Genomic DNA, 17,280 nt, shown 5'->3' with positions numbered 1-17,280 from the left:
GTGCTGCTGATCCGGCCCAAACACCTCGCCAGCCGCCTGGTCCACCATGCGCCGGTCAATACGCGCCGTGCCGCTGGCATACGCCCCCAGCAGTGCGCGGCCCGCCAGCAGGTTGATGCGCCGTGGCACGCCGCGCGCGCGCTGGTGAATGCGTGCCACGGCCTTGCTGTCAAACGGCATGGCGCCGGTCATGCCGGCCACCGCCATCCGGTGGGCCATGTACTGCGTGGTCTCCTGGGCCGACAGCGCGTCCAGGTGAAAGCGCGCAATGACCCGCTGCGCCAGCTGTTCCAGTTCGGGGCGGGCCAGCATGTTGCGCAACTCGGGCTGGCCGATCAGCACGATCTGCAGCAGTTTTCGCTCGTTGGTTTCCAGGTTGGTCAGCAGCCGCAGTTGCTCCAGCACGTCGGCCGACAGGTTTTGCGCCTCGTCGATGATCAGCACATTGTTTTGACCCGACGCGTGCGTGCGCAGTAAAAACGCGTTCAGCGGGTCAATGAAATCCTTGGCGCTCGCGGCGCCCTGGGGCAGGTCGATATGAAATTCGTCGCAAATCGACCGCAGCAGCTCGGGCACTGACAGCTTGGGGTTAAAGATGTAGGCCACGTTGCAGTTGTCCGGAATTTGCTCCAGAAAACAGCGGCACACGGTCGTTTTGCCCGTCCCGATCTCGCCACTGAGCAGCACAAACCCGCCGCCACCCCCCAGGCCATACAGCAGGTGCGCCAGCGCCTCGCGATGCCGCTCACTCATGAACAGGTAGCGCGGATCAGGGGCGATGGAAAAAGGGTCCTGGCTGAGGCCGAAGAATTTGGCGTACATGCCCTGATGATAGGGGGAGACCTGGCGATGGCGGAGCGGGGGCCGGGATCATGGCATGTGCCTCAAGGATGGCCGCGATTGATTTGAGGCTGGTGCAGCGCTTGCTCGTTCACGAACCAGGCGCGAAGTGCAAGGCGCCCTTTACGGCCGCCGACACTGCGCAGCGAAAGAGTTTGCCCAAAGGGCTTGAAACACCGATTAAGCTTGAGCGCTCGCCCATCTACGCCATCGTCCATGCCCAAAGAAGCCCAAGCCCGAATCAAGATCAATAAATTGCTCGAACTTGCTGGCTGGCGGTTTTTCGACTGCAACGCGGGTAAGGCCAATATTTCACTTGAACCCCACGTCAAGCTCACGCAGGCGCAGGTCGATGCGATGGGGAGCGACTTTGAGACTGTCAGCAAGGGCTTCATCGACTTTTTGCTGCTTGACGACAAGGGCTTTCCCCTGCTGGTGCTCGAAGCCAAGGCGGAAGATAAAAATCCGCTGATCGGTAAAGAGCAGGCCCGCAAATATGCCAGGTCGCAAAATTGCCGTTTTGTCATTTTGTCCAATGGCAATCTGCATTACCTGTGGGACTTGAGCCAGGGCAATCCGCACATCATCACGCGTTTTCCTGCGCCGGAGGCCATCAAGGGCTATGCCCACTTCCAGCCGGACCCGGCGCGACTGGTGACTGAAGACGTGCCGCTGGACTACATCGCCCGCACCCAGTTGCCCACGTATGACCAGGAAGCCGGCTGGACAAACGTCGATGAACGGCCCGAATTCATCCAGAAAAACCGCCTGCGCTTCATGCGCGCGTACCAGCAGCGTGCTGCCCAGGCGATTCAGCTGGCCATCAGGGAAGGTAAAACCCGCTTCTTGCTGGAAATGGCCACCGGCACCGGCAAGACGCTGACTTCTGCCGCGCTCATCAAGCTGTTTCTGCGCACCGGCAACGCCCGCCGAGTGCTGTTTTTGGTGGACCGGCTGGAGCTGGAAGACCAGGCCAACAAAGCCTTCATCTTTTTGCTCAAGAACGACTACAAATCGGTCATTTACAAGGAAAGCCGCGACGACTGGCGCAAGGCCGAGATCGTGGTGACCACCGTGCAGTCACTGCTGTTCAACAACAAATACCAGCAACTGTTTTCGCCCACGGACTTTGACCTGGTCATTTCCGATGAAGCCCACCGTTCCATTGGCGGCAACGCCCGCGCCGTGTTTGAGTACTTCGTTGGCTACAAGCTGGGGCTGACGGCCACGCCCAAGGACTACCTGAAGAAGTTTGATGCGGCCAAACCTTCCACCCGCGACCCGCGCGAGCAGGAGCGGCGCCTGCTGCTGGACACCTACCGCACCTTTGGCTGCGAAACCGGCGAGCCGACCTTTCGCTATTCATTGCTCGACGGCGTGCGCGAGGGCTTTTTGATCAATCCGCTGGTGGTCGATGCCCGCACCGAGGTTACGACCCAGCTGCTGTCCGAAACCGGATATGCCGCCGTGGTCATCAACGATGCGCCTGAGGGGGAAAAGACCAGCGAGCAGCAGTTCAAGCAGCGCAGCTTTGAAAAGAAATTCTTCTCCCAAGCCACCAATATCCTGTTTTGCGAAACTCTGCTGGCCCACGGCCTGCGCGACCCCATCAGCGCAGAGTTTGGCAAAACCCTGGTGTTTTGCGTCAGTCAAAACCACGCCAGCAAGATCACCCAGATCCTGAACGATTTGGCTGACAAGCTGTACCCTGGCCGCTACCAGTCCGACTTTGCCGTGCAGGTCACCTCGCTCATCACCGATGCGCAGCAGTTCACCATCAACTTCACCAATAACAACTTGCTGGGCTCTGCCAATGTGCTGCCCGCCTACAAAACCAGCAAGGCCAGAATCTGCGTGACCGTGGGCATGATGACCACCGGCTACGACTGTCCCGATTTGCTGAACCTGGCGCTGATGCGCCCGGTGTTTTCTCCATCGGATTTTGTTCAGATCAAGGGCCGGGGCACCCGCAAACACGACTTTCGTGAACAGTTGCAGGACGATGCCCTCAAGTCACAGGTCACCGGACCTGATAAGACCGCCTACAAGCTGTTCGACTTTTTTGCCAACTGCGAATACTTTGAAGAAAAATTCAACTACGACGAAGTGCTCAAGCTGCCCCGCCCGGGGAAGCAATCTGGCAATGGCGCGGACCAGGGCGACGAAACCGGCGCTGAAGAAGGTGCAGAGCTGGAAAATGGTGCTTACACCCATACCGCCCCGGACGCCATCGCCAGCCACGCAGAGCAGCAAGTCGGTTTTCAGGGCATGAAGGTGGACCGCATGTTCTTCGAGAAATTTGAAGACAAGGTCAAGGCCGACCCCGTCATCGTCCGGCAGGTCGGCAACGCCCAATGGGACCAGGCCATCGACCGCATCACCACCGAACTGTTTGACAAACCCAGCGATTACTTCAGCCTGGACAAGCTGCGCCGCGCCGCCGGCGTAGACCGCCGCCTGGGCCTGCGCGAGATTCTGGAAAAAGCCTTTGGCCTGATTCCCGGCTTTAAGAGCAAAAACGATTTGCTGGAAGAAGAGTTTGATAAATTCCTGCTCGACCAGCAAAGCGCCACCGGTTTTAGCGCCGACTCGGCCGCCAGCGCCGTCGTCGCCATGAAGTACTATTTCAAGGCTTACGCCACCGACCACCGGCTGCGCGGCATCATTGACGACAAGCGGCTGACCGACCTGAATGTGTACCCCGCCTTTGGCATGAGCGACTTCAAAGCCGTGCCGCCCGCCTGGCGTATCCTGATTCCCGAATACGTCAAAGACTACGTCCCCCTCAACCAGTTCATGTAGCCAACAAGGCTGCGAACGTCGCTAAACAAGCGGCGCTCAACAGAAAAGACCATGCTCGATTCCGAAACCAAGCGCCGCATTGACGCCTGCCGCGACATTCTTGTCGGCAAAGTGCCCGACCCCAAATCCCAGGTAGAGCAGATCACCATTGCGCTGATCTACAAGTTCATGGATGACATGGACGCCGAGGCCGAAGAGCTGGGCGGCCATCGCCGCTTTTTTGCTGGTGAGTACGCCCGCTTTGGCTGGGCGCGGCTGATGGCGCCCGGACTGGGCGGCTTTGAAGTGCTGGCGCTGTATTCCGAAGCCATACAGACCATGAACAAGAACCCCGGCGTGCCGCCGCTGTTCCGCGACATCTTCAAAAATGCCTACCTGCCCTACCGCGACCCCGAGACGCTGAAAAGCTTTCTGAAGGAAATCAACTACTTCACCTACGACCATTCCGAGCGGCTGGGTGATGCGTTTGAGTACTTGCTGAGCGTGCTGGGCAGCCAGGGCGACGCCGGGCAGTTCCGCACGCCGCGCCACATCATCGACTTCATGGTCGAGGTGATGGACCCGAAAAAGAACGAAACCATTCTGGACCCGGCCTGCGGCACGGCCGGTTTCCTGATTTCGGCATGGAAGCACATTCTCAAAACCAATACCTCTAGTGCCATCGAAAATGATAGCGACTCACGCCCGCCAGCCGTGCGCAAAGCCGGTGATTTGCTCACACCCGACGAGCGCGCGCGGCTGGCCGCTGGCATCCACGGCTACGACATTTCGCCCGACATGGTGCGGCTGAGCCTGGTCAATTTGTACCTGCACGGCTTCACCGACCCGCGCATCGAGGAATACGACACGCTGACCAGCGATGAAAAGTGGAACGAGGTGGCCGACGTGATTCTGGCCAATCCGCCTTTCATGTCGCCCAAGGGTGGTATCAAGCCGCACAAGCGCTTCAGCGTGCAGGCCACGCGCAGCGAAGTGCTGTTCGTGGACTACATGGCCGAGCACCTGACCGCCACCGGCCGCGCCGCCATCGTCGTGCCCGAAGGCATCATTTTCCAGAGCGGCACGGCCTACAAGGCGCTGCGCCAGATGCTGGTCAAAACCAGTCTGGTCGCCGTGGTCAGCCTGCCCGCCGGGGTGTTCAACCCCTACAGTGGCGTGAAGACCAGCATTTTGATTCTGGACAAGCGCCTGCACAAGCAGCTCGACAGCGTGCTGTTTGTCAAGGTCGGGAATGACGGTTTTAATTTGGGTGCGCAACGTCGGGCGGTGGTGGACAGCGATTTGCCGGAGGCGACGCGGCTGCTGCGGAGCTGGATGACGGCGCCGCAGGGGTTTGAGGGCGATGGGGCGATGGCGCAGGCGGTGACGCGGGCCAGGTTGGGGGAGAGTGGGGGCTTTAATTTGAGCGGCGAGCGGTACATAGCCGTCGCTCAGAACCTGTCGCATGTGTTTCCGCGTGTCGCCATTTCTGAGATCGCAATCCGCATATCGGAATCGATGAATCCGTCCGATTCGGATGGGCAACTTACCTATGTGGGCCTGGAGAACATTGAAAGCAATTCTGGTTGCTTGGTCGGTGAAGTAGTCTCCGCCGCCAGTGATATCAAGAGCTTGAAATCCAGATTCGAGCCGAACGACGTTCTGTACGGCAAGCTTCGTCCGAATCTGAACAAGGTGTACCTGGCAAGCATGTCAGGTGTCTGTTCAACCGACATTTTTGTGATTCGGGCAAAAGCGCCGGTCCTTGTCGGCTACTTGATCCAGCTATTGCGTTCACCCCAATTCAACACGGACGTGCTGCGTGGTATCGGAGGGTCGCAGCTTCCGCGCGTGAGCTACGAGTATTTGAGCGCGTTGACAATTCCCCTCCCACCCCTCGAAGTCCAGCACCAGATCGTGGCCGAAATCGTGGGCTACCAAAAAATCATCGACGGTGCCCGGCAGGTGCTCGACCACTACAAGCCGCGCATTGTGGTCAGCCCCGATTGTCCGGTGGTGCAGGTGGGTGACGTGGCCAGCATTCGCTCAGGTGGAACGCCGGACCGCTCCAATGCTGACTATTGGGGCGGCACCATTCCCTGGGTCAAAACCGGGCAGATTGACTTCAATGTGATTCAGAGCGCCGAGGAGTTCATCACACAGGCAGGTATGGAAAATTCCGCCGCACGCATGTTTCCGGCTGGAACGATCCTCATGGCCATGTACGGCCAGGGCGTCACACGCGGTCGAGTGGCTATTTTGGGCATTGAGGCGACCACCAATCAGGCGTGTGCCGCTATCGAAGTCACATCAGCCAGTGCAGATCGTGATTTTCTGTATTGGACGCTTGCAGGCAAATACGAAGAACTTCGCGCCATCAGCGAATCGCGCGGCGGAAATCAGAGCAATCTGAACTCGCAATTGATTCGCGAAGTCAAAATCCCACTCCCCGACCTCCCCACCCAGCGCGCCATCGTCGCCGAGATCGAAGCCGAGCAGGCCCTCGTCAACGCCAACCGTGAACTGATCCGCCGCATGGACGCCAAGGTCAAGGCCGCGATTGACCGGGTGTGGGGTGCGCCATGAGTAGTGGAGCTGCAACATTCCAGTCACTTTGCGAGCCGCTTGCCGGTTCGCGGCATGAAGGCCAAGGCCAAGGTCAAGGCTGCTGACTGCGCTGGTGCACAGTTGCTATATTTTTAATAGCTGCTTGCGCACATGCACCGTGCGCTAGAGGCCTATTTGGTGTTGAATCTCAAGCTTGAGGCGGCGCAACCGCGCCTGCAGCCACCAGCTTGGCCTCGTAGTCGTCACGGCTCAGCGGACACTCGATCAACAAGCCAAAGTCTTTGTTGCTGAGTTTGCATTGCTTGGCCATCTGGGCGAGCAAGTTATCGTCAATCTCGCGCGAGCCATGGCTGGTTTTGGTGCGAATAATCGTTTTCTTGCCAGCCTTGGAGTAGTAGAAAAAGTAGTTGTGGTCACCACCGCCAGCCTGAAAGCCTTTGTTGAGCAGGCTCTTCTCTACATCGGCCTGCTTACGCGGCATGGATTGCCTTGGTCATGCGCGCAAGCAGTGTTTGCTTGAGTTGCAGTGCGAGGTCGTCCAGATCATCATCCCTGGCCTGCGCGTACTCCTGCCACAACATGGCCAGATGCTCATTCAGTTCGGTGAGCAAGGCTTCGCGCGTGGGCGCAAATACCGTGATGCCCAACTCATCGTTTTCAACACACAGCAGTTGCTGGCTGTCGTCCAGTGTGGGCTCCAGCAAGAGGGCCGGCGCGACCCGCAAACTGACTTCGCCGTGCCGCACGGTCGAAATCTCAAGCGGGGATAAATCCACATCCCTGATATCTGACACGTCAATGATCTTTCTGGGGCTGCCCTGATCGTCCAGCAGCACCCGGCCGGTCACCTGAATCAAGTCCCGCCGCCGCTCATAGAGCAAGTCTTCCAGCGCCTCGTCATATAGACAATCCAGTTCTTTGCTGGTGGGCGGGTAAATGATGGTGAGCTTGCGCTCGATAAAGTCGATGTTCTTCAGCTCGCCGGTGACTACACGCGACGCCTCACGCTGGGCTGCTGGCACGAGCGTGTTTTGCACGAAAGGGATAGTTTGGCCATCAAAAGACGCAAACGGGGCGTTTGTCGAGTCGTGCAGGGCGAGCGTCCATTTGGCATCGGCACGCGGCGACATGCCTTTAACGGCTTCCAGTACCCGGCGGCGGATGCGCTCGTCTGGCAGCGCATCAGTCAAACCATTCGTATTGCGATTTGAAACGCGCTCCATCACATTGCGGAAAATGTGGAATGCCTTTTCAGCTTGCTCGGACTCAAAAAGTTCGCTTGAACCGCCAACGATGACTGGTAGGGCATAACACCCAGCTTCAGGCAATTGGCAAATTAGCTGAAAACGCTGACTGGTTGCCGCTGGTACACGCACCCGCTGGTTGATGCTACGTCCTTCCACATGGACGCCTATGAGTTCAAATGCCTGCTGTGCATTCTGCAAAATCTGCACGAGCACGGATGCAGGCACGACGTTACCCTGTGGTTCGCCACTTTCGATGTGAAAGCTGAAGGACGGGTGCTGCTGTGGGACGTTCATGATCAGATTGTCATTATCTACTGAAGCCGGGCAGGCCCTGTCAACGCCAGCTGCTTGCCTGTTCGCGGTATGACTGGCAAGGTCAAGGCCGCGATTGACCGGGTTGGAAGGACGCGCCGTCTGCGGGCACCTCATACGTCGGCACTTGAATAGCACGCGCGCTTGGCGTACTGTGCGGGTGCGATCGCTTCGCTGAAATATCAACAATCAAGGAAACTGCCATCCGCCCTCGTCTGAAACTCGCTTTTCTGGCCTCGGCCGCCCTTCTTGGCGCCTGCGCGCCCATGCCCTCGACGTCGCAAAATCCGATGAGCTTTTTTTTGTCACCAGCGCCAGCCCGGGCAAGGGCGCCGATCTCGGCGGTCTGGCCGGCGCCGATGCCTATTGCAAGCAACTCGCCACCGCCGTCAATGCCGGCAACAAGAACTGGCGCGCCTACCTCAGCGCAGCGCCCAGCGGTGCCAGCCCGGCCGTCAACGCGCGCGACCGCATCGGACACGGCCCGTGGCAAAACGCTAAGGGCGTGGTGGTCGCCACCAGCGTGGACAACCTGCACAGCGCCGACAACCAGCTCAACAAGCAGAATTCACTGACGGAAAAAGGCGAGGTCGTCAGTGGTCGTGGCGATGCGGTCAATACGCACGACATCCTGACCGGCTCGCGGCCCGACGGCACCGCCGTGCCGGTTGAGCCGGGCAAGGACACCACCTGCGGCAACTGGACCCGAAGCGGCGAAGGCTCGGCCATCGTCGGCCACCACGACCGCGACGGCACCAATCCCGATCCGGTCGCGAACGTTTCGTGGAACTCGTCGCACGGCACGCCTGGCTGCAGCACGGCCGCGCTCAAATCCACCGGCGGCTCGGGGCTGTTTTACTGCTTTGCCGCGAATTGAGCGCCTGGCCGTTTGAACCGGCCAACGCCTTCAATTCCGGAACCGCCGCCGCGTCAGCGCCAGCGCGACCCAGAACGCCCCCACCGCATACGCCACCAGCACCGCCAGGTGCAGCCCGGCCTGGGCCGGCCACTGGCCCAGAAACAGCGGGCGAATCAGCTCCACGGCGGCGGTCAGCGGCAGCCAGTCGGACACCACCCGCATCACGCCGGGCAGCTGCTCGCGCGGGAAAAACACGCCGCTCAAAAACATCGTGGGCGTCAGGAACAGCGAAAAGTAATAGGTGAAAAAGTCGTAGCCCTTGGCCAGCGCGTTAAAGATCAGCGCAATGCTGGCGAACACGATGCCCACCAGCGCTAGCAGCGGCAGGGCCAGCAGCAGCAGCGGGCTGTGGCTGATGCCCAGCGCCAGCATGACCGCCAGAATCACGGCGCTCGTGAACAGCGACTTGAACGCGGCCCACAGCATTTCGGCCAGCACCACGTCGTCCAGCCGCACCGGCGCGTTCATGATGCCGTCCCAGGTGCGCTGCACGTGCATGCGCGAAAAGGCCGAATACAGCGCTTCAAACGAAGCGGCATTCATGGCGCTCATGCAGATCGAGCCGCTGGCCAGAAACAGGATGTAGGGAACGGCGTTGCCGCCCAGCTGGACCTGCCCGACCAGCGCGCCCAGGCCATAGCCAAAGGCTACCAGCGTGATCAGCGGCTCGGCGATGTTGCCGACCAGGCTGGGCACGGCCAGCTTGCGCCAGACCAGCAGGTTGCGCCTGAACACTGGCAGCCAGCGCCAACTCAGCTGCGGCGCCCTGAACAGGTCGCGCCAGTTTTGCGGGCGCACGGGGCTGGATTCGGACATCATGCGTCCTCTCTAATCTGGCGGCCGGTGAGCTTGAGGAACAGGTCTTCCAGGTTGGCGGGGCGGTGCAGCGTGCGCAGCTGCGGGTGGTCGGCCAGGGCGGCCAGCAGCGGCTTGGCCGCGTGGGTGTAGAAAAACACGGTTTCGCCGCTGACTTCGGTGCGTGCGGCGAGCGTCCGGATGGGCGAGTCCACCAGCGCCAGCGCGCCCTCGCCGTAAACCTCGATCACGTCGGGCTCCAGGTTGCGGGCAATCAGGTCGCGCGGCGCGCCTTCGGTCATTTTCTGGCCATGGTCCAGCACCAGCAGCCGGTCGCACAGGCGCTCGGCTTCGTCCATGAAGTGGGTCGTCAGCAGTATCGATTTGCCCTGCTGCACCAGCCGCTGCAGCCGCTCCCACATCAGGTGGCGGGCTTGCGGGTCCAGGCCGGTGGTGGGTTCATCGAGCAGCAGCAATTGCGGGTCGTTGACGAGGGCGCGCGCCAGGCTCAGGCGCCGCTTCATGCCGCCCGACAGTTCGCTGAGCTTGGCGTTGGCCTTGTGGGTCAGCGACGCAAACTCCAGCAGCTGCGGGATGCGGGCCTTGATCACGGCGTCCTTCATGCCGAAATAGCGGCCAAACACCAGCAGGTTTTCAGCGCATGAAAAGTCCGGGTCCAGGCTGTCGAACTGGCTGACGATGCCCAGCTGCGCCTTGATGGCCAGCGCGTCTTGCGGCATGTGCAGCGCGGCGGCCGCCGCACCGGGGGGGGAGTACGAAATGCGCCCTTCGTCCGGCGTGGTCAGCCCCAGGCACATGCGGATGGTGGTCGTTTTCCCGGCGCCGTTAGGGCCAATCACACCCAGGCATTCGCCCGGTGCAATCGAAAAACTCAGGTTATCGACAACGGTGGCGCTGCCGTAGCGCTTGCTCAGCTTGGAAACTTCAAACAGGGGCGGGCTCATGGCGGCTATTGTGCCCGCGGGCCCTTAGGCGTCGTCGCCATAGTCATGGTCAGGGTGGTTCACGGTGCTCAGTTTCCAGTAGCCCCGGCCCACGATCTGGCCGCGTGCCACACCCAACTCGCCCGTCAGCAACTCGCGCAGGCGGCGCATGGCGCCCGCTTCGCAGGCCAGGTAAACGTGGGTGCGCGCGTCGGGCGGGCCGGCCTGGCGCAAAGCTGCTTCCAGCGCCTGGCCGGCGCGGCTGTTGTCAAGGCCGCGAACGACCCACTGCACATCAAGCTGCCCGGGACTGCTGAGGGCGCGCTGCTCGGCGGCGCTGGTCACTTCCACCAGCACGCGCACGCGCGCCGTGGCGGGCAGGCGGGCCAGAATGGTTTCAAACGCCGGCAGCGCGCTGTCATCGCCCACCAGCAGGTGCGCGGTGGCCTGCAGCGGCAGCGTGTAGCCGGGGCCGGGGCCCATCAGGAACAGCACCTGCCCGATTTGCGCCTGCGCCGCCCAGGTGGAGGCCGGGCCTTCGCCGTGCAGCACAAAATCAACGTCCACCTCCTGTGCCTCGGGCCGCACCGCCAGCGGGGTGTAGGTGCGCATGGTGTTGGCGCGCGGGCCATCCGGCAGCGGCCGGGTCGGCTCGGTCTGGCCGGGCTCGGGAAAAATAAGCTTCATGTAGCTGGCCGGGTCGTTGACGGCAAAGCCTTCCAGCTCGGCGCCGGTAAACGTGATGCGGCGCATGGCGGGACTCAGTACCTGCACGCGGCTGACTTCCACCCGGCGTGGCGGGCGGCGTTTGCGCGGGGCATTGTCAGGGGGCGGTGTGGCGGCGGTTTGGGGCATGGGGCGCTTTCTATCGGGCCCTGGGCGGGCGGATTGGCAGTTTTGCAGGTGAGAATGATTGTCAACTAAAAGGTATCTTCGGGTCGCCGGCAAGGGTTTGGCCGGACGGCGGCGAAGGCTTGCAGTAAAGTAGCCGGACGCGAGCATGCGGCTCACGCCACCCGGACCCCTGCGGTCTTATTGCCATTCATTCTTAATTCCTCCAACGTTTATGACCACCCTCGGAACCCCTTTGTCCCCCCACGCCACCAAAGTCATGCTGCTCGGTTCGGGCGAGCTGGGCAAGGAGGTGCTGATTGCGCTGCAGCGCCTGGGCGTGGAAACCATTGCCGTCGACCGCTACGACCACGCGCCCGGCCAGCAGCTGGCGCACCATGCGCGCACCATCACCATGAGCGATCCGGCGCAGCTCAAAGCGCTGATCGAGCGCGAAAAGCCCGACCTGGTCGTGCCCGAGATCGAGGCCATTGCCACCGCCATGCTGGAAGAGCTCGAAGACGCCGGCACGGTGCGCGTGATTCCCACGGCCCGCGCCGCGCGCCTGACCATGGACCGCGAAGGCATTCGCCGCCTGGCCGCCGAAACGCTGGGCCTGCCGACCAGCCCCTATGTGTTTTGCGATTCGCTGGCCGAGCTGCAGGCGGCGATTGATTCCAAAATTGGCTACCCCTGCATCGTCAAGCCGGTCATGAGCTCGTCGGGCAAGGGCCAGAGCAAGATTGCCGCAGCGGGCGACGTGCAGGCCGCCTGGGACCACGCCATGGCCGGGGGCCGCGTCAGCCACGGCCGCGTCATCGTTGAAGGCTTTATTGACTTTGACTACGAGATCACCCAGCTCACGGTGCGCGCGCTGGGGCCCGATGGCCAGGTTGAAACGCATTTTTGCGACCCGATTGGCCACGTCCAGGTCAATGGCGATTATGTGGAAAGCTGGCAGCCGCACCCGATGCAGCCGCCCGCCCTGCAAAAAAGCCGCGACATCGCCAAGGCCGTGACCGACAACCTGGGCGGGCAGGGCGTGTTTGGCGTGGAGCTGTTTGTCAAGGGCAACGACGTGTGGTTCAGCGAAGTGAGCCCGCGCCCGCACGACACCGGCATGGTGACCATGGCGACGCAGTGGCAGAGCCAGTTTGAACTGCACGCGCGCGCCATTCTGGGCTTGCCGGTCAACACCGCGCTCAAGAGCCCGGGTGCCAGCGCCGTGATTTATGGCGGCGTGGATGCGGTGGGCATTGTGTTTGACGGCGTGGCCGAGGCGCTGCGCGTGCCCAATACCGACATTCGCCTGTTCGGCAAGCCCGAGAGCTTTACCAAGCGCCGCATGGGCGTGGCGCTGGCGTTCGACTCCGCGCTGGACGTGGCGCGGGCGCGGGCCAAACAGGCTGCGGCGCTGGTCAAGCCGCGCGCAGCCGGTTGATGGGATAGGCTGAAGCGGCGGTCGGCTACGCACCCGGGCCGGGCTGGCGAAGCGCCAGGCTCAGCTGGTCGACCAGTTCGGCCCAGTCGGCATCTTCAAGCTTTTCTTCCCGCAAAAAAGCCGACTGCGCCGGTGTCCAGAACGGCGCGTCGGGCAGGTCGATATCTGCCGCCAGCGGCGCATGCGCGGCGATGAACTGCGCAATCGCCGGCGCGTCGGCAGGCAGGCCCAACTGGGCAAACAGTTCGCTGAAGCGGTGAATCGGTTGTTCCATGAGGGGTCCTTAAAGTAGTTCAAGCGCCAGCGCAATGCCCTGGCCGCCGCCAATGCACAGCGTGACGACACCGCGCTTGAGGCCATCGCGCTGCATCGAATGTATCAGCCGCGTGGCCAGCACCGCACCGCTGGCGCCTATGGGGTGGCCGTGCGCAATGGCGCCGCCTTCCACGTTGACAATTTCTTCGGCAAAGCCCAGTTCGCGCAGGCAGGCCAGCGTGATGGCGGCAAAGGCTTCGTTGATTTCAACGCGCTGCACGTCGGCCACGCTCCAGCCGGCGCGCGCCAGCGCCTGGCGCACGGCGGGCACGGGCCCCAGGCCAAACAGGCCCGGCTCCACCGCCCCGACGCCGTAGGACACCAGGCGCGCCATCGGCTGGAGTTTATTTCTCTCGGCCCATGGCCTGCTGGCCACCACCATGGCGGCGGCGCCCGAGTTCAGGCCCGGTGCGCTGCCTGCGGTAATCGTGCCGTCCTTGCGGAACGCTGGTTTGAGCCTGGCGAGTGACTCGGCGGTGGTGTCGGGCCGGTTGTGCTCGTCCTTGTTGAAGACCGTGGGGCCTTTGCGTCCGGGCACTTCAACGGCCGTGATTTCCGCCTCGAACTTGCCCGCCGCCTGCGCTGCCGCAAAACGCTGCTGCGAGCGCAGCGCCCAGCCGTCCTGGTCTTGCCGCGAGATGGCGTGCTGCGTCACCAGGTCTTCGGTGTGCCAGCCGGAATGCTGGCCGCTGAAGGCGTCGTTCAGGCCGTCGTAGAGCATGCTGTCGAACAGCGTCACGTCGCCCATGCGGGCGCCCCAGCGGCCCTGCGGCAGCAGGTAGGGCGCGCGGTCCATGTTCTCCATGCCGCCGCCAATCGCGCAGTCGATCATGCCGGACCAGATTTCCAGCGCAGCGCTGACAATGCCCTGCGCCCCCGAGCCGCAGACGCGGTTCACGGTCAGTGCGGGCACGTCCACCGGCAACCCGGCGGCGATGCCGGCCTGGCGCGCCGGGTTCATCTTCACGCCGGCCTGGATCACGTTGCCCATGACCAGTGTCTGCACCTTGTCGGCAGCAAGTCCTGAGCGCTTGAGCGTCTCGCGGATCACCGCCGCGCCCAGCTCGGGCGCGGTCACGTCCTTCAGGCTGCCGCCGTAGGTGCCAATGGCGGTGCGCACGGGATGGCACAGCACGATGTCGATGGCAGGCATGGTCTGTCTCCTTGAAACGAGGGCATCGGCCAAACGCCGTTCCGCTTGGTTCTATTGGGACAGCGGGCGGGCAGGCCGCCGTTGCGCTACATCAAAGGGTGAACCGATGGCCTGAAGGCGCCGCAGCGCCCTCAAGCGCTCAGCTGCACCCGGCGCCAGCCCGCAGCCTGCACTGCAGGGCAAAGCCTGGCGACTCCAGCTGCAGCGTGACGTGGCGGATCTCAAAGTGTTCGTGCAGTTCGTGCTCGGCTTCATGCATCAGCGCGTCGGCGTCCGCTGCCGGGTCCGCCAGCACCAGGTGCGCCGTCAGTGCCGTGTCCGACGTGCCCATGGCCCAGACGTGCAGGTCGTGCACGTCCGCAACGCCCGGCAAGGCCATCAGCAGCGCGCGCACCGCCGCCAGGTCCACGCGCTCGGGCACGCCGTCAAACAGCAGGTGCAGCGACTGCCTGAACAGGCTCCAGGTGCCCAGCACAATCACCACCGCAATCGCCAGGCTCATGACCGGGTCTATCCAGGCCCAGCCCTGCCACAGGTAGAGCGCGCCACCCATCACCACGCCCAGCGATACCAGTGCGTCGGCCGCCATGTGCAGGAAGGCGCCCCGAACGTTCAGGTCGCCTTTGCGGCCGCGCATGAACAGCAGGGCGGTGGCGGTGTTGACCGCAATGCCGACGCCTGCCACGGCGATGATGGTCCAGCCCTCGGTAGCCTCGGGCGTGCCCAGGCGGCCGACTGCTTCCCAAGCCAGCGAGCCCATGGCCATCAGCAGCAGCAGGGCGTTAAAGAACGCGGCCAGAATGGATGCCCGCTGCCAGCCATAGGTGTGGCGGGCATTGGGCCGCAGCCTGCCGGCCAGCGCCCCGCCCCAGGCCAGCACCAGGCCGGCCACGTCGCTCAGGTTGTGGCCGGCATCGGCAAGGAGCGCCAGCGAGTTGACCTTCCAGCCGTACCAGGCCTCTATCGCGACAAACGCCAGGTTCAGCGCAATGCCAATGGCAAAGGCGCGGTTGAAGCTGGCCGGGGCGTGGCTGTGGCCGTGGCTATGACCATGGTCGTGCGCGGCGCTCATGGGTGGGCGCTTTCGTTGTGGGTCGGCTTCATCGTGGGCGTGGCGTTCATGCAGGCTTTCAGGTGTCAATGGCCCAGTGTAAGCACGCTGCGGTGCCTTAGCGGCCAGCGCGGCGCACCAACTCCAGCCACAGGCCGCACAGCGCCAGCAGCAGCGCGGTCACGGCCAGACCGACTGCGCCGGGCAGCGCCAATCCCATCAACTGGCGCAGCCACGGCAGGCCCAGCACCGCCACCAGCAGCATCGCGACTGCGGCGGCCATGCGCCACAGCCAGGGGTTGGCGGCGGTCATGCCCCTGAGCGCCGGCCGCGTCAGGTCGCGGTTGGCCAGAATCAGGAGCATGACACTGAGTACCAGCGTGCCAAAGACCACGGCGCGCCCCTCGGCCACGCGCCAGCCTTGCCCGACCAGCCAGGCCTGCCCGGCCAGCAGCACGGCGGCAATGCCCAGGCCCTGCAGCACCGCGTAGCCCAGCACGGCGGTGGCAAACGGCGAGTCCGCCACCGGGCGCGGCGGCCGCGCCATCAGGTTGGGGTCCTCGGGCTCGGCCTCCAGCACCACGGCGCAGGCCGGGTCAATCAGCAACTGCAGCAGCACGATGTGCACCGGCAGCAGCAGCGCCGGCCATTGCAGCAGCGTGGGCACCAGCGCCAGCGCAATGATGGGCACATGCACGGCAAAGACAAAGCGCGCGGCCTTGCGGATGTTGTCGTCAATCTGCCGGCCCTGCCGGATGGCGTCCACGATGCGGGCAAAGCTGTCGTCCAGCAGCACCAGCGCGGCCGCTTCACGCGCCACGTCGGTGCCGCGCTCGCCCATGGCGATGCCCACGTCGGCGGCTTTGAGCGCTGGTGCGTCGTTGACGCCGTCGCCCGTCATGGCGACCACCTCGCCGCTGGCGCGCAGCAGCTGCACCAGGCGCAGCTTGTGCGCCGGCAGCAGGCGGGCGCACAGGTCCACGTGCTTGAGACGCGCACCCAGCGCTGCGTCATCAAGCGAAGCGATTTCCGGCCCGGTGATGACCTCGGGCCGCTCCGACAAACCCACCTGGCGCGCAATGGCGCGGGCCGTGGCCGGGTGGTCGCCAGTCATCATGATCACGCGCACGCCAGCCTGCCGGCATTCGGCCAGCGCGGCGGGCACTTCCGGGCGCGGCGGGTCGGCCAGGCCGACCAGTCCCAGGAATTCAAAGTCAAAGTCGTGCTGGCTTTGCGGCCACGGCGGCGTGGTATCGGGTGCGGTTGCCGCACCCATCCAGCGTCCCCGCGCCACGCCCAGCACGCGCAGGCCGCGCCCGGCCATGGCTCCAACCTGGCGCTGTATCGCTTCGCGCTGTGCGGCGCCCAGGTGGCACAGGTCGGCCACGGCTTCGGGCGCGCCTTTGGTGGCCAGCAAAAACTGCGACGGGTCGGCGCTGGCGAACACCCGCGTCATCGCCAGAATCTCGCCCGACAGCGCGTATTCAAATTCCGGCACGCGGCCGTCGTGCACATGCTCGGTGCCCGCCAGCCAGCGGTGGCCAAACTGCTGGATCGCCTTTTCCATCGGGTCAAACGGGTCGCCCGGCGTGGCCAGCATCGCAAATTCGGTCAGCAGGTGAAAGGACTCTGGCAGCGCGGTGGCGGTGTCGGGCGTGAAATGCGCGTCGGTGGTCGCCAGTTCGGCCACGGCCATGCGGTTCAGGGTCAGCGTGCCGGTCTTGTCCACCGCCAGCACGGTGATGGCGCCCAGCGCTTCAACCGCCGAGACACGCCGTGTCAGCACTTTTTGCTTTGAGATGCGCCAGGCCCCCAGCGCCAGAAACACGGTGAGGATGACCGGAATTTCCTCGGGCAGTATGGCCATGGCCAGGGCGATGCCGCTCAGCAGGCTTTCAAGCAGCGGCCGCCCGCCCCACCACCAGCCCAGCAAGACCTGGGCGCTGGCCAGCAGGAGCGCTCCCAGGCCAAGCCGGCGCACCAGCGTGCGCGAGGCTGTTTGCAGCGTCGACGGCGGCTCCACCGTGGCTGCCAGGTCGGCGCCAATGCGGCCGACCGCCGTGGCGCTGGCGGTGGCTTGCAC

At 63.5% G+C, this 17,280-nt stretch carries 13 protein-coding genes and 1 pseudogene; 4 read left to right on the top strand and 10 right to left on the bottom strand.

Features of this window, described 5'->3' with window-relative positions; genetic code table 11:
• Nucleotides 1-822: AAA family ATPase (locus IV091_RS13595; protein WP_293469606.1), on the bottom strand; the 822-nt coding region annotated here is incomplete at its 3' end.
• A gap of 234 nt (nucleotides 823-1,056) precedes the next feature.
• Here IV091_RS13595 and IV091_RS13590 point away from each other — a divergent pair.
• Both IV091_RS13590 and IV091_RS13585 read left to right on the top strand, forming a co-directional pair.
• Nucleotides 1,057-3,642: a DEAD/DEAH box helicase family protein gene (locus IV091_RS13590; protein ID WP_293469604.1), complete on the top strand. Its 2,586-nt coding sequence runs from the start codon at nucleotides 1,057-1,059 to the stop codon at nucleotides 3,640-3,642.
• Between the two features lie 51 nt (nucleotides 3,643-3,693).
• Entirely contained in the window at nucleotides 3,694-6,207 is a 2,514-nt protein-coding gene (locus IV091_RS13585; RefSeq protein ID WP_293469602.1) for an N-6 DNA methylase, read from the top strand.
• Nucleotides 6,208-6,376: 169 nt separating this feature from the next.
• On the opposite strand, the gene IV091_RS13580 is transcribed toward IV091_RS13585, so the two are convergent.
• Both IV091_RS13580 and IV091_RS13575 read right to left on the bottom strand, forming a co-directional pair.
• Nucleotides 6,377-6,670, bottom strand: coding sequence for a type II toxin-antitoxin system HicA family toxin (locus tag IV091_RS13580; protein ID WP_293469600.1), 294 nt, complete (start codon nucleotides 6,668-6,670; stop codon nucleotides 6,377-6,379).
• Nucleotides 6,660-7,730: a hypothetical protein gene (locus IV091_RS13575; protein ID WP_293469598.1), complete on the bottom strand. Its 1,071-nt coding sequence runs from the start codon at nucleotides 7,728-7,730 to the stop codon at nucleotides 6,660-6,662. Before IV091_RS13575 ends, IV091_RS13580 begins: the two co-directional genes overlap by 11 nt.
• Before the next feature lie 284 nt (nucleotides 7,731-8,014).
• On the opposite strand from IV091_RS13575, the pseudogene IV091_RS13570 reads away from it, so the two are divergent.
• Nucleotides 8,015-8,625 (top strand): annotated as a pseudogene (locus tag IV091_RS13570) (hypothetical protein).
• A gap of 30 nt (nucleotides 8,626-8,655) precedes the next feature.
• Here IV091_RS13570 and IV091_RS13565 read toward each other — a convergent pair.
• Genes IV091_RS13565 through IV091_RS13555 form a run of 3 tightly spaced genes read right to left on the bottom strand, consistent with a single transcriptional unit; the run spans nucleotide 8,656 to nucleotide 11,261 of the window.
• Nucleotides 8,656-9,483 (bottom strand): ABC transporter permease, encoded by an 828-nt coding sequence (locus IV091_RS13565; RefSeq protein WP_293469596.1) that lies wholly within the window; start codon nucleotides 9,481-9,483, stop codon nucleotides 8,656-8,658.
• Complete coding sequence (locus IV091_RS13560; protein ID WP_293469594.1) at nucleotides 9,483-10,427, bottom strand: ATP-binding cassette domain-containing protein; 945 nt, start codon at nucleotides 10,425-10,427, stop codon at nucleotides 9,483-9,485. Before IV091_RS13560 ends, IV091_RS13565 begins: the two co-directional genes overlap by 1 nt.
• Nucleotides 10,428-10,451: 24 nt before the next feature.
• Nucleotides 10,452-11,261, bottom strand: a complete 810-nt coding sequence (locus tag IV091_RS13555) for a siderophore-interacting protein (protein ID WP_293469592.1) — start codon at nucleotides 11,259-11,261, stop codon at nucleotides 10,452-10,454.
• A gap of 211 nt (nucleotides 11,262-11,472) precedes the next feature.
• On the opposite strand from IV091_RS13555, the gene purT reads away from it, so the two are divergent.
• A complete protein-coding gene (purT, locus tag IV091_RS13550; RefSeq protein WP_293469590.1) occupies nucleotides 11,473-12,678 on the top strand; it encodes a formate-dependent phosphoribosylglycinamide formyltransferase in 1,206 nt (401 codons plus the stop codon).
• 25 nt (nucleotides 12,679-12,703) lie between these two features.
• On the opposite strand, the gene IV091_RS13545 is transcribed toward purT, so the two are convergent.
• The 4 genes from IV091_RS13545 to IV091_RS13530 form a co-directional block, all read right to left on the bottom strand.
• A complete protein-coding gene (locus IV091_RS13545; protein ID WP_293469589.1) occupies nucleotides 12,704-12,952 on the bottom strand; it encodes a DUF2789 domain-containing protein in 249 nt (82 codons plus the stop codon).
• Nucleotides 12,953-12,961: 9 nt separating this feature from the next.
• Complete coding sequence (locus IV091_RS13540; protein WP_293469587.1) at nucleotides 12,962-14,146, bottom strand: acetyl-CoA C-acetyltransferase; 1,185 nt, start codon at nucleotides 14,144-14,146, stop codon at nucleotides 12,962-12,964.
• A gap of 139 nt (nucleotides 14,147-14,285) precedes the next feature.
• Nucleotides 14,286-15,218 carry a cation diffusion facilitator family transporter gene (locus IV091_RS13535; RefSeq protein ID WP_293469585.1) on the bottom strand — a complete coding sequence of 311 codons (933 nt, stop codon included), beginning with the start codon at nucleotides 15,216-15,218 and terminating at the stop codon, nucleotides 14,286-14,288.
• 97 nt (nucleotides 15,219-15,315) lie between these two features.
• The coding region (locus tag IV091_RS13530) for a cation-translocating P-type ATPase (protein ID WP_293469583.1) at nucleotides 15,316-17,280 on the bottom strand (1,965 nt) is incomplete at its 5' end.

Source organism: Polaromonas sp., assembly GCF_018780625.1.
Lineage (GTDB): Bacteria > Pseudomonadota > Gammaproteobacteria > Burkholderiales > Burkholderiaceae_C > Polaromonas.
Note: the sequence above shows the minus strand (reverse complement) of the source record. Positions and strands in the feature narration are given on the sequence as shown.